This window comes from Pseudomonas sp. D3, assembly GCF_029320995.1.
GTDB lineage: Bacteria > Pseudomonadota > Gammaproteobacteria > Pseudomonadales > Pseudomonadaceae > Aquipseudomonas > Aquipseudomonas paraveronii.
The window spans coordinates 1,439,946-1,452,965 of record NZ_CP119772.1 but is presented as its reverse complement, the minus strand read 5'-3'; the positions used below and the strand labels follow the sequence as shown (position 1 = coordinate 1,452,965).

General features: G+C 61.3%; 8 protein-coding genes. All 8 read right to left on the bottom strand.

What is annotated here, in order from left to right:
* Positions 1-37: 37 nt before the first annotated feature.
* Positions 38-1,264, bottom strand: a complete 1,227-nt coding sequence (locus P3S72_RS06445) for a hypothetical protein (RefSeq protein WP_276196673.1) — start codon at positions 1,262-1,264, stop codon at positions 38-40.
* A gap of 41 nt (positions 1,265-1,305) precedes the next feature.
* Entirely contained in the window at positions 1,306-1,794 is a 489-nt protein-coding gene (locus tag P3S72_RS06440) for a CS1 type fimbrial major subunit (RefSeq protein ID WP_247397620.1), read from the bottom strand.
* The gene (locus tag P3S72_RS06435; protein ID WP_276196672.1) at positions 1,791-2,531 is read right to left on the bottom strand and encodes a molecular chaperone; all 741 of its coding nucleotides are present in this window, start codon (positions 2,529-2,531) and stop codon (positions 1,791-1,793) included. Before P3S72_RS06435 ends, P3S72_RS06440 begins: the two co-directional genes overlap by 4 nt.
* Positions 2,532-2,665: 134 nt before the next feature.
* Positions 2,666-5,185 (bottom strand): CS1-pili formation C-terminal domain-containing protein, encoded by a 2,520-nt coding sequence (locus P3S72_RS06430; protein WP_276196671.1) that lies wholly within the window; start codon positions 5,183-5,185, stop codon positions 2,666-2,668.
* A gap of 114 nt (positions 5,186-5,299) precedes the next feature.
* Entirely contained in the window at positions 5,300-5,791 is a 492-nt protein-coding gene (locus tag P3S72_RS06425) for a CS1 type fimbrial major subunit (RefSeq protein ID WP_276196670.1), read from the bottom strand.
* A gap of 408 nt (positions 5,792-6,199) precedes the next feature.
* Positions 6,200-6,442 carry a hypothetical protein gene (locus P3S72_RS06420; protein ID WP_276196669.1) on the bottom strand — a complete coding sequence of 81 codons (243 nt, stop codon included), beginning with the start codon at positions 6,440-6,442 and terminating at the stop codon, positions 6,200-6,202.
* Positions 6,443-6,454: 12 nt separating this feature from the next.
* Entirely contained in the window at positions 6,455-6,934 is a 480-nt protein-coding gene (locus P3S72_RS06415) for a hypothetical protein (protein WP_276196668.1), read from the bottom strand.
* Between the two features lie 273 nt (positions 6,935-7,207).
* A complete protein-coding gene (locus P3S72_RS06410) occupies positions 7,208-12,919 on the bottom strand; it encodes a membrane-targeted effector domain-containing toxin (RefSeq protein ID WP_276196667.1) in 5,712 nt (1,903 codons plus the stop codon).
* Positions 12,920-13,020 lie beyond the last annotated feature (101 nt).

Sequence of the window (13,020 nt, the reverse complement as noted above, 5' to 3'; positions counted from 1 at the left end):
GCAATGGCCGGCGCGAGGGTGCTCGCGCCGGCCGCCGTTACACCTCCGAATCCCAGATCACCGTGACGCTCCCTTCATAGGCGGCGGCCTCACCGGGCTGCAACATCGTCGCGACGTCATCACGCGCCACTTCGAAATGCAGGGTGCCAGGTTTGCGGTTCACGAACATGGTCGAGAGCAGCAACTGCGTGCCCGTGCCATCCAGCCGCAGCGGGCGACGCTGGATCGGCTGGCCCTCGGGGTCGACGATGCCGTAGGGCATGGTCACGCCGACCTGCAACGGCACCGAGCGCCCCGAGGCGGCCTCACGTATCCGGCAGGTGTTGTCCCCCGCCTCGACGTACTGGCACTGCAGGCCCATCTTGAAGCGCGAGGTGGAATAGAAGTTGAAGGTCTGATCCCTGAACAGCCGCGTCGGTTTACGCCCCTGGCTCACCCAGCCCTGCCAGCCACCCTGGGGCAGCAGCTCGACACGATCACCGCCGGGTGGGATCTCGACCTTGAGGACGTGGTCGACCGAGAGAATGAAATTCAGGGTGATCTGGTCATCGTCGGGCAACAGCACGTCGCCCATGTCGAAGTCTTTGTAAGGCCCCACGCTGAACGTGATCTGCCCGCGATACGTACCGGCCCTCATGCCCAATGGGTTGGGCGTGATCAACTCGTAGGTGAACCCCAAACCCTCCATCCAAAACGTCCCCATAGGCACGGCAGTGGCCGCTCTTTGCGCACATCCCCTGCTGCCTTCCGGCAACCCCCAGGTAAATGCATAGAACGAGGGGCTGCCGACCCCAGTACCGATGTATTGGCACGGTGCCGGGGGGTAAACCCATGATGATTCCCAACCCACGCCGGGACCGGGGTTCGGCTCGATCCACTTAAGCATCATGCCGATGCCACTGATACGGAATTGAAGGGTTTCCGCCTCTCCGGTGCTTTCGTGCAAGACCGTTATATTGCGGCGCTCGGTCGGCGCATGAAACAGGATATGGTTGCGGTCGTCCCCGCCCGGCGTAATCGCCGAGTTCATCCGAAAATCAATCGGAAAGCCGATGCTGTAGCGCGTCTCGTTGCAATACTGCGGCGCCCAGGTGCAATAGCTGTTACCCGGTGGCGTGTGGTTTTTGAACACGTTACGCGAAGGCTGGCTGGGGTCCGGCCGGAACGAGGCCAGGATATCCACGGTGGCCGCCGTTGCGTCAGCGGGCAGCCCCAGGAGCAGGCCGACCAGCCAAAGCCCCAACAGCGTGTGTTTGATTTGCATGGGTTCACTCGTCCTCGAACGATTCAAATACGCTGCGCCGCTCATGGGCGCAACGCATCAAAGATGATCTGCACATTGCCGAAGTACTGGCCGGGGAGGTAACCGTCGTCAGGCTTCTGCGCGGCGATTTCCAGCAGCACGCGTTTGCCGACGCGGGCCTCGTCTTCCGGCACCACGCGCACGGCGGCAAGCCCCAGCACCTGCTGGTTGAAGGTGACTTTCAAGGCAATGTTGTCGCTGCCGTTGAACAACACCGGCTCATAGGCGAGGTAGGCATCCACCGCGCCCAGCACGTTTTTCACGTCGAAATACTCACGCAGCGCGGTCAGGGTTTCAGTCACCGGGTTCCAGTTCAGGGTTTGCTCGCGCTCCAAAAAACCGGGGTTGAGCGGCAACACATAAAAGTCACTGGTGGGCACCTTGACCGACACCTGGAACACCGCCTCTTCGCGGGCCGCCAGGGCGCTGAAGCTGAGCAGGCTCAATAGGCCCAGCACCGTCAGTACCCTGCACGCTGGCCAACGGCTCATCCTTTCACCTCTAGATTCTTCTGGTTGTCGCCTTCCTGCAGCTTGAAGGTGTATTGGCGCCCGGCCTCCTTAGTGAAGGTAAAGGCGCGCCCCGGCAGCACGTGGTTTTTGGTGGTCGGCTGGCAGTCGGTCGGCTTACCGGCCACGCAGTTCTTGAACTCGTCGACCACGATCACGCTGTTGCCGTTGTTGCGCAGCGCATAGTGGCCGGCACCGTCGTCGATGCGCGTGTCGTAGCGGGTGTCCTTGGGCCGCACGAAAAACACCGTGCCGTAGCCGGCCAATACGCTGACGCCGGCCTGCAAGGTTTTTTGATATTCCTCACGCTCCTCGTCGGACACGGCGAAGGCGTCCTCTTTTTCCGGCACCACCGGGATGTAGCGCACCCGGAAGTAACGCTCGCTGGCCCGCTCGCCCATGTACAACAAGCGCGTGCCCTGCATGCCATTGGCCGGCACGATCAGCCGTGCGGGGCTGGCCATCAGGCCATCCCGTGCGGTGGCGTCAGCCTGGGTGTGCAGCGGCACTTCCTGGGGCACGCCGCTGGCGTCGTAGACGATTTCGAGGATCTCGACCTTGACGAAGGCGGTACTGGTGCCGCCGTTGAAGATGCGTTTCAGGTAACTGCTTTTGCTGCCGTCCAGGTAGTCGTAGACCACGCCGACGTTAATATTCGGGCCCGCCTGGACCCCAAAGGACACCATCCACACGCCCAGGATTGCGGCTAATACTTTCATTGTTTTACACCCTCATTAACGATTGGCCCGACGCCAACGCACTAGACTTGCGAATCCCAAATAGCCGTGACCGCGCCCGCGCAGGTGCCCCTGCCCTATACGTCGTGATGTGCATGACGTCAGTCCTGTAAGAATCAGCCCGACTTCTGCTGGGTGAGTGCGGCATCCGCCAAGGTGTCCGGCGTGCAGCGCAGGTCACCGATCATCAGCACATCGTTTTCAGTGCGGGCCTGGCTCGGGTCGAGGCGGAACTGGCAGAGCAACTGGTTGCCCTGGCGCACTTGCAGGGTCGGAGAGCCGGCGTTCATTTCCATCGAGAAGAACCCGTCCACCTCGCTGACCCCACGACTGGCGTGGTTGATCACGTGATGGCCCTTGAGCGGCCGGCCTTGTGGGTCGACCAGGCGACCGAGCACGGTGACGGTTTTCATCACGCTGATCTTGCGGTAGTCCACCCCGCCCTTGTTGATGTGGTAGGCGCTGCGCGGCGGCTGGATGTTCGCCGACGGCGGGTGGTTGCCTTCGAAGTCGAACGCCACCGAGCCGGTTCTGTACGCGGTGAGCGGTACAAAGTTGCGCCCCGGCCGCAGCGCGGTGCTGCCACCGCTGAGGTCGTCGGCGCGCAAGGTGATGTCGTCCAGGTCGGTTTCCACATCGACGATCATGCCGGCGCCGTTGCCGTGGTACTGGCTGGTCAGCGCCATCTTCTGGCCGCCGACGGCGAAGGTGCTGTGCAGGTTCAGGCCACCGGTGAGGTTGCCGTTGTAGGAGGAACGCTGGGCGAAAACATCGCCGCCGACGGTGTCACCGTGGAAGCTAGTCATGCCGGACAGGCCGACGCCGTAGGTGTCGGTCAGCACGGTGGCCGAGACGTTCTGTAAGACGTGATCGGGCATGCTTTTGCGGTACGTCAACGAGCCATTGTTGTCGCGCTTGCCGTCGCGGGAAGTGCGCGAGCCGATGCTGCCCGACCACTGTTCGCCCGGCCCGCCGAGGGCCAGGTTGAGGGTCAGGTCGACGCCACGGTTGCGCTGGTCGCCGGTGCTGCGGCTGGCGGGGCGGTCAAACAGCGACAGGCGCCAGTTGGCATCGCTGCCAAACAACACATCGTGTTTGCTCCAGCCCAGGTCCAGGCCAACCCCCTCGACATTGCCTTGGCTGTGGGACAGGCGGGCATTGAGCGAATGTTGGTTGAGCAGACGATGATTGATCGACAGCGACGAGGTGCTGGTCTGGCCGACAAAGGTTTGTCGGGAGCGCAGCCGTGTACCGTCGGGCAGGGTGTCGTAGGTGTTGCGCGTGTCCAGCCAACTGCGGTTGTGGCTGGCAATCACGCTGCCGGCGCCATAACTGTAGAGGCCTTGCACGTCCATGCCGGTGCCGTGGTCCTGGGTCTGGTAGACGTTGGCGTAGACGCTCGCCTGGGTCGCCAGCGTCCAGTCGATGGAGCTGCCGTATTGCATGCGGTCCTGCACCTGGCGAGCGGACAGGCCGAGGATCACGCGCGGGTGCAGCAGGTAATTGACCGAGGCGCCGGCGGTCATGTCGCCTTTGTCGCGCTGATCCCAGTTGTTGAGCAGGGTGCTTTCGCGGCCGGCGAACAGGTTGTAGCGCCAGCGCTCGTCGTGGTTGCGCCAGTTATTGGGCTTGTACACCAGCTCCTGGGTGGTGGCCGTGACCTGGCCGTCTTCGACCAGGCGCACTTCCACTTCATAAATGCCACCGGGCAGCGCGCGCGTGTCGATGCTTTGCAAACCGGCCGCCACTGGCTGGGTGTTGATCAGCAGGCCGTTGCGATAAATCTCTACCGAGCCTTGGCGGTTGGAGGTGACGTAGATCGGGTACACGCTGGGCTTGGGGTTGCTGATCGCGAGGCTGTCGGAACTGCCGAGCATCACACCCACGGCCACATCCGGCGCCGCCCCAAAGGAGCGCGGCTGGCGATTAAGCCCTTCGGAAGTGGGCGTGAAATAGCCCAGGCGCAGGAACTGGCCTTCGAATTCGCGCTGGGCATACAGCGAATACAACGCGTGATACAGCTGCGTGTCCGGCCCGCCGAGGCGTGCCAGTTGCAGGTTGAGCGCGTGGCTCCAGTTCCCCAGGCTGCTGCTGGCTTCAACCCCGAAACGTCCGCCGAGTGCCTGGTCTTGCCCGCCGTTGAGGTTCAACTGGTTGCTGACAATCAAGCCCGTGCTGCCGTCTTTGGGTTGGTGGTAATAACGCTGATGATCGGTGTCGTGCTCGGCGTTCTGCGTGAGGATCGAGACCAGCGAGTTTTCCAGGTTGTAATGCACCGCCAACATCTTCTCCGGGCAGTGTTGCGTGCAACTGCCTAGCGCGACGCCTTGTTGCAAGTAACTGCTCCAGGTATCGCGCTCAGCGGGTTTGATCGGGCTGTCGCTGGTATCGGTAAAGTCCAGCAGCGTGAGGCGATCATCGCGCGAAAGCACCACCATTGCCTCGCCCATGAACACTTCGTCGCGTTCTATGCGCACGGCCAGCGGCACATCAAAAAAATGCTCTTCGAATTCGCTCGGCAAACCTTTCGCCTGAGCCAGCAAACTGCGCGGCGTGTAACTGTTGTCAGCCGCGGCCAAGGCAGCCGAACAGGCAAGCAGGGCCAGCGCCGCCGCGATGGGTTTCATCGGGAACATGAACTTAATACTCTAGGGCGAACAGCAAACCATCGGAGCACCGACCCCAGGCGAACACCGCCTGCGGTCGGTGGGTGTGATCAATAAGGCAAACCCTTATCGATTGCCGGGCGCTTAAAACGTGGTGCGCGGCACGTTGTCGAAGATCACGGTGGCCGTGGTGGTGTATTGACCGTTCTGAGTGTCCGCTGGCTTGGCGGCCTTGATGGTCATCAGCTTTTGCAGACCCGGGTTGGACTCTGCGTCGGCAGCCACTTCCAAAGGGGCGCCGGTCAGGACGACGTCGCCCAGGCTGATGGTCAGCGCGATAGCGTCTGTACCGTTGGTGAGCGATGCCGGGCCGTCCTGCAGGTAAGCGTCGATCGAGCCACCGGTGTTTTTCAGGGTGAACATGGAAGACAGCGTGCTCAACTCACCGGTCACGGTGTTGTAGGACATGATTTCGTCACGACCGAAGTTGGGGTCCAGGGGTTGAGCGTGGAACTGCTTGGTAGGGATATCGGCCTTGATGTTGATCGTGGTGCTTGCATCGTTGGCGGCCATCGCAACCGAAGAGCCCAGTACGGCAACAGCCAGAGGGAGCAGAACAGTAAACTTCTTGATCATGCTTGAATACCTGTAGTCATTTAAAGGAAGGCGGTTAACTCAAAAGCAAGCCAGGACTCACTTCCAACTAACACACTGGCATTGAGGTTCAGTGTTTTGGTGAACGTTCAACGCCAGGGCATATTCGATCAAATCAACTTTAAGATATGCAGGCACGCTCCGAGAAACATGCAAGCCACTAGGCCATTACGCAGGAGGAAGAAATACAATAAATACGACTTTTAAAAAAATGACTGTAAGAATTGAATGACGCACAGATATATCGACAAAAGCAGTATAGATATAAAAACCAACTTAGCCGATAAGACCGCGACTGTAGTATTGAAACTACGTGCGAGCATTATTCTATACGTTCAACCTGTGCGGCACGGGTTGACCACGGTGAATGAGCTCAAACGCCTCCCCCCTTCAGCCAACCCGCTCAAACCGCCGCCGCTTCAGGAACAACCCCACCCCCAGCGCAACGGCAAAGATCGACAGCAACCCCAGATCAAACCCCAACAAGCGGATTTGGCTTGCAGCAACGCAGCCGACCGCGCCACCCACCACTAGTAGCACCCCTAGCCACTTGCGAAGTAGATACGCCTTGAGAAACCGGTCGAGCAGAAAGAACAGCACCAGGACAACGACCAGTTGGATAATTTCAGACATGTGCGTCTCCAGTCAGGTCTTGATGATCAGTGTCGAGCTGGAGCGTTGCGGGCCGATGCCGCCGCTGACCTGCGCCTCGATGCTGACCAGTACGTCGCCGGCATGATAGGTGGGCAAGATTTCATTGGCGTACATGCGCACACCGGCGCCTACAGGAACACCGACATATGGGGAGGCCACTGCAGAGGTGGCACCAGCGAAGGCACTGGCGGCAAGGTTAGCGATCTTGGTGCGTTGGGCATTGAGGACATCGCCCTGCTGCCGGGTCAGCGGCTTGGAGATGCCGATCATCATCACGCACGGCAGGCTCTTGGCCAACATCTTGTCGTACACCTCGACGACCTTGTTGTTGACGTCATAGTGGGCGCGTCCTGCCTCGCCAAAATGCAGCTCGCGCAGGCGCCCGCGTTCGCTGTCGGTGAGGGTGATCTGCGATACGTTGAAAACGATCCCGTGATTGCCCATGTATTGAAAAGTCCCTTCGAACTTCATTGCACGCATCCTTTCGAGCCAAAGGCGGGGATTCTCCAGAAGGAATGCATCGAACTCAAATCATTTCGCCCTTGCCGGCAACGTGTGTTGCCTGGACGCTTACGCTTTCTTGCCAAAGCAGCAAAACAGGTGTCAGACCACAGTCACAATACTGTTGGTCTGCGCCCTATTTTCGCTCGCTCTCACGTCTGCTTCGGCAACGTCCAATTCGGCCATACAAAGTCACACGTATACCCATCAGGCACATGCTCCAAATAATCCGGATGCTCCGGCTTACTGAACACGCTTAAGCTTGATCACCTGTTCAAGCGCCGAGAGCAGTCGTTCGAACGCGCTAAACCGCTCGTCCTTCAGTTCGGCCCAGCGCTCGATGAAGAAGCGGCCTTGATCGTCAATCTGCACCGGTGTGGTGAGAATCTCGCCAGTGCGCGAGTGATGCACCAGGTTCACTTCGTGGGGTGAACGCTGCTCGACCATGAACTGCCCGGGGTGTGTCAGCCGTGAACGATCGACCGGAACATAGGCGCGAAGGGGTCGTGCGCCTGGGGCGACGACACTCAAGGTGAAGTCGCTGCGGATCGCCGTGAGCCGGTTGGGGTACAAAGACGATCCATAGGCAACGGTCCATTGCAGTCCTGAACGCAACTCGGTGGCTGTACCCACTGGGACATCGAAGGTCCGCAGGCTGATGGCTCCTTGAGTTTGAGCGACGCCCGCAATGCCCTCGACAGGGTGCACATGAGCACTCCCCATATGCGCCACCCACTTATGCGCGCCTTGGGCCGCCTGGTCCTTACGGATGACCTCGCTGGCAAAAAAATTGAACATCGAAAGGCGCGACGTATTGGCGGCGGCCATGCCCTTGGTGTGGTAGCTGGATACGCAATCCAATGCGCGTATGCGCATCCCGTGTTTGCCCGCCACGTCCACCACGCTGGTGTAAGTGTGCGGCCCGCGGTACTCGGGCATGTGCCCACGGTCCAGGGTCCACAGGCGGTCTTTGAGCGATGTGGACACTACCCCCGTGCGATGGAATGTATCCAGGTCTGCCTGGTGCAGGTCGGTGAACAGGTGCTCCATGTAGAGGGTTTTGACCCCGTGTGCCTTGAGCGTGCTCATCTGATCGATCAGCAACGCCTTGCTCGATTGCTCGGCGTGGCTCTCACAGATAATCAGCCCTGGGGCGTGTTTGTAGCTTTGCTGGATAAAGTCAGCTTGGGTCGTGTGCGCCGGCAAGTCCGGCAAGGTCGGCCGGGCGGGGAGTTCAGCGGTTTTGAAAAACTCATCGGCGCGCTTATCCAGGCGTTCGCGGGTTTTCCTGAAGGCGCTTTCGGCGGCGGCTATTTTGTGGTCGAGCGATCCGTAACGGGTGTCGAACGGGTGGGCGCCTTTGCCCATTTCATGCAGCTCGTGGGTGAACCGCGCGTCTATGTCGAAGTCGCTGTAGGCGCTTGCGTCGCGGGTTGCGGTGATGAACGCCGGGGGCGCGGTGTACGGGGTTTGCAGGGTCAGCTTGAAATCGGCTTTGGCCAGCGGGTCGTCGGCGATCGCGCCGGCGGTGTCGTTCCAGACACCCACCGGCTGGCCGGCGGCGACGTCTTCGACCCGCACACTCAGGGTCTTTTGCAGGTCGGCCAGGCCCGGGGTTTGTGTGTGGGTGTTGGTGCGGCGGCTGTCAGCCAGGGCGACCCAGCCGTCTGTGGGGTTTTCGGCGATGTCGGCGTCGATGAGTTTATGGGAGTAGAAGTTTCGCTGGGCATTGGGCCGGGGACTGACCAGCGCGCCGTTTCTCAGGTAGAAGGCTCTGTCCAACTCGTAGCCGGTAGACGCATCCAGCGCACAGACGGCGATTTTTTCGCGACGCGCCGCAAGCATCAAGGCGCGATAGGCGTGCGGCGAGTCTTTGGCGATCCCCAGGGCTTTCTCGACTTTTTTCAGATAGGCGCTGATGTGCCTGTAGCTGCCCCCGGCGTTGAACTTGTTGAGTTTGACTCTGAACAGGTCCGCCGGCAGGTATTCGATGTACAGGCGCCGCACGCCAAGCGCGTAGAGGGCGTGCATGTTGTCGATCAGCAACTGTTTGCCAGCGAGCGAGCTCGGCACGGCGCCCACGACCAGGCCTTGGTTTTCCTTGAAGGCGCTTTCAAGGATGTGCCGATGGGTCGCGTTTGTTTCAAAGGCCAGTACATCGGCCCTGGGGACGATGGGTTGCAGCTGTGTGAAGAACGTGTCGGCATCGCTGCGCAACTGCCGGTATGCCTTCAAGTACGGGGCTTCTAGCGGGCCCATTTCATAGATCAGCAGGGCATTGCGGGTTCCATCACCGAAAAACTCATCCACGCTGGAGAGGGTTCCAAACTCCAGTGTCAGCACGGTTTCATAGTCCTTGATCCGCTCCGTCGGCACTTCATAGCGCTGCAACGCGTGGGGTGTCGGCGCGGGTGGTGTCGGCGCCCCGCCGGTGAGGCCCGAGCGCACCCAGTGCCCCTCGGCATTCTGGTTGACCAGGCGTGCGGTGGAGAGCAGTTTTCCGTTCACTGGGTCCTGGTGAAACAGCAGATAGCGGCCTAGCGCATCGGGGGTTTTCGCAGCCCACAACGACCGACCTTCGAACATCACCGCCTGCATGCCGGCGGGTGCGGGGCTCGGTGGCTCCAGTTGTTTGATCAGCGCCATGGACTGGTGCTGCACCGCCGGGCGCATGAGGTGGCGCATGGGCCGCGCCAACGGGCCGATGGACTTCAGTGCCGGGCGCAGATCGCTGAACACGGCGCCGAGGCTGTTGCTCAGGTAGCCGATAAAGTGTTGCAGCGCGGCATGCGTGTCGCCCTGGTTATAGGCGTGCAGGGCAAGCATGCCGTCCTTGAGCGCCAGCAACAGGCCCAGGCTCAGGCTCAACACCGGAAACGGCGCGGTCGCAATCGCGATCAGCGGTTCGAGGCAACTCCAGATCAGGCCCATGATCATGTCGCTGCGATTGACCGTGGTGGCAGCCACGTCGTCGATCTTGCGTTGCAGCTTCATGTCGTGCAGCAGGTGGCGCAGGTCGAGCACGGGCGCAACGCGTTCGGTCGAGTCGTAGCGCGCCGGGCTCAGGTCGGTGCTGTTGAGGTCTGCGGGCAGGCCAGCCTTGGCGGTTTGCAGAAAACCTCGCACCCGAACCTGGGACTGCACACCGACGCGCGCGCTGAAGTAATCGAGCATGCCGTCGACTTTTTTCAGCAGGTAGTTGAACACCCGGGCTTCACGGAAGAAAACACCATCCGGCGCCTGCGGCGTGTAGAGCAGCACCGGGTTCACGCTGTGGCTGAACAGCAGGGTGTCGATCACCCAGTCGCCGTCGATCATCAGGCGATGCACGCAGTAGGTGTTGCGCGTTTCGGCCGACGTGTCATCCAGGCTGTGGATGGCGCGCTCAAGCCAATCAAGATCGGCCTGGGCGATATGGCCTTTGAGCCGCGACTCCAGCGCAGCGCTGTGCAGTTGTAGCTGGCTGATGGTCAGCGTTGCATCGCGGCGCAGCGGGTAGCCTTGGCTGCCGGGGTTTTGCAGCTTGGCTTTGACTTCATCGGCGTAGCGCTGGCCGATCCACACGCCGCGTACCGAGAGCGCGACGTTGCTCGGCGTGAGCTTGCTCAGATTGACCCCGGCCGGGCCCATGAAGGTGGCGACGGTTTCGAACTTGGCGTCGAGGAAGCCCACGGCGCCTTCAAAACCCTCGCGATACAGCCGGGTATAGGTGACGGACGCGGGGCGCGTTAAGGCGGGGAAGTCTTTGGGGTAATGCACCCACACGGTATCGGGGTCGACGTCGTTTTGCCGCTGGCGGCCGAGCAGAGCGTTGAGCTGTGTTTTGGCCTGGGCATGCACGAAGCGTTCGAAGGTGACAAAGCGCGCGTCGGATAACGGGTGCTGCGCATAGGTGTGCGCGGCGCCTTCGGCATTTTCCGCCAGTTGGGTCAGTTGGCGACGTTGCGCCTCGGTGGCCGCGCGGTACCAGGTCGGGGTGCCCCAGTGGTAATCGTCGGTCTGAATATCCAGCAAGCGGGCACGCAAGGCTTTGAGGCAATCGGCGTGGCTGCTCGCCTCGCTGAAGGTGACGTGGCGATATTCCTGTTGCGCCGGGATGAAGCCCAGGCTGGCCATGAAAGTTTGCAGGCCCGCACGGGATGTGAGGGCGACTTGCTCCAGCAGATAAGCGCGCATGGCGGCGTCTGCGCACCAGGCGAGGATATGCGCCTGGCAGAGGATTTCCGTGTCGAACCCATGAAACTGCTGGGCCTGGGGCGCTTCGGGGGTACACAGCAGCAAGCGTTGGAGGCGACCCTGTGCGTCGGTCTCGCGCAGCAGCCAGAGGTCCTTGAGCACGCAGCCATTGAGCGCAACGGTGCTCGCGCCGAGTGGCGCACTGGCGCCCTGACGCAGACGGGTAAACCGTTGATAGTCTGCCTCGGTGATGTGGTTTTGCAGCTTGGCCGTGTAGGCCAGGGCATGGATGCGGCGGTCGAGCATCTGTTCGAGGGCGGCGTGGATCTCGGATTTGGCGTAGTACTCGCGCCGCACGGTCTCAAACTCCACGCGTGGTTTGAGGGTGTTGAGCAGGCCGACCAGGTAGACGGGGGTCAGCTCCTGATAGTCCTCGGCCAGCGGCGCGTCGGCATAGGTGAAGGTGGTATTGAGCAAAAACGCCGACCCCGCCAGTTCGTCACCGCTGTGCAGGCCCCGTAGCGCCAGCTCGGTCAGGCTGTGTGTTTGCTCGTAGGTCCCGACCCTGGCCACACTGCGGCGCGTGCGCACTTGCAAGCGGTCGGGGTCCAAGTCGGTGATTTCCAGGTCGCTGGCCAGTTGTTCGAGCACCTGGTAACGCGCCAGGGTCGGCGGCGAGGCGGCATGGCCGAACAGGTTCAGCAGGGTTTGCCGAGCCTCGTCGTACTCGCTGAGGTGGCGTGCCAGGGCTTCGCGTTGGGGGCTGGGCGCGTTGCGATACCAGGCCGGGGCGCTGTATTCAAGGCAGCGGTCCAGCAGGCGTTGGGCGCGCAATTCCAGGCGCAGGCCGAGATCGGGCAAGGCCGCGCGGATGGCGTCGTCCAGGTCCGTGAGCAATTGTTGGGCGCTGTGGCCGGGGTTGTTTTCCAGGCTCAAGGCCCAGTCGATATCCCGCGCGCGCTTGGCCAGCCTGGCGTCGTAGGTGTGTTCGCAAAGCGGTTCGCCATCGATGGGCGCCAGCGCCAGGGGCCAGATGCCCATGGCTGAAAGTGCCTGGTATTGCCGCGGCAGCAGGCTCATGAACTCCTTGCGCCAAGTGCCGACCGCCATCGCGTCGCGCAGCCGGGTGTTCATAGCGGCCAGCGAGCTGAACGACTCAAAGCCACGGGCCGGGGTAAACAACACGACGTAGCCGACAGCGTCAGCCGGGGTCAGTTGGGTGACCACGGGCGTGTTCTTTTCGGTCAGCACAAAGGCCCCGGCGAATTCGATCGTCTGCGCTTGATAGCTGAAGGTCAACGCATAGATACCCGGTCGAAAGGTCGGCCCCAAACCCAGGTTCTGCACCAGTCGCGCCTCCTCACGCTGCAGCAGATAGCCCTGAACGTTGAGCTTGGCTTCCAGTTCCAACGCGGCCAGGCCAGCGTCATTGGCCATGAAGGTGCGCAGGCTTTTGCTGCCCAGCACACTGACTTCATCGAGTTTCTGCAGCTGCGGCGTGAGGTCGCGTTGGAGCGTCGCCAGCAGTTGTTTGCCCTCTTCACTCTGCAGGTCGGCCTGTGCCACACCGGCATACAGCGCACGACTGCTATCGAAATGAGCGTGCGTGTGCGCCTTGAGCGTCTGGTTGAGTTTTTCAAGCTGCTGCAACTCGACGGGGAGCGGCCGTTTGGACAGTAACGGTGTATCGGCTTCAAGTAACTGGTGACCGATCTGATGCAGATAGCCCCGTATTTCCAGAGATGTCGGCGAATACGGGGAAGAAATCAATGTGCTCATCGCACTGGCTCCATGCGCATGGGAAGAGCCATCAGCATGGTGGGCGCCTGACGCAGGCCGGTGGTAGTTAAGTAGGCCCGGGCTGCGACCGTTGGTCGACT

Excerpts from the sequence above, each read along its gene's own strand:
- P3S72_RS06445 (WP_276196673.1), bottom strand. The coding sequence starts at position 1,264 with ATGCAAATCAAACACACGCTGTTGGGGCTTTGGCTGGTCGGCCTGCTC.
- P3S72_RS06440 (WP_247397620.1), bottom strand. The coding sequence starts at position 1,794 with ATGAGCCGTTGGCCAGCGTGCAGGGTACTGACGGTGCTGGGCCTATTG.
- P3S72_RS06435 (WP_276196672.1), bottom strand. The coding sequence starts at position 2,531 with ATGAAAGTATTAGCCGCAATCCTGGGCGTGTGGATGGTGTCCTTTGGG.
- P3S72_RS06430 (WP_276196671.1), bottom strand. The coding sequence starts at position 5,185 with ATGTTCCCGATGAAACCCATCGCGGCGGCGCTGGCCCTGCTTGCCTGT.
- P3S72_RS06425 (WP_276196670.1), bottom strand. The coding sequence starts at position 5,791 with ATGATCAAGAAGTTTACTGTTCTGCTCCCTCTGGCTGTTGCCGTACTG.
- P3S72_RS06420 (WP_276196669.1), bottom strand. The coding sequence starts at position 6,442 with ATGTCTGAAATTATCCAACTGGTCGTTGTCCTGGTGCTGTTCTTTCTG.
- P3S72_RS06415 (WP_276196668.1), bottom strand. The coding sequence starts at position 6,934 with ATGAAGTTCGAAGGGACTTTTCAATACATGGGCAATCACGGGATCGTT.
- P3S72_RS06410 (WP_276196667.1), bottom strand. The coding sequence starts at position 12,919 with ATGAGCACATTGATTTCTTCCCCGTATTCGCCGACATCTCTGGAAATA.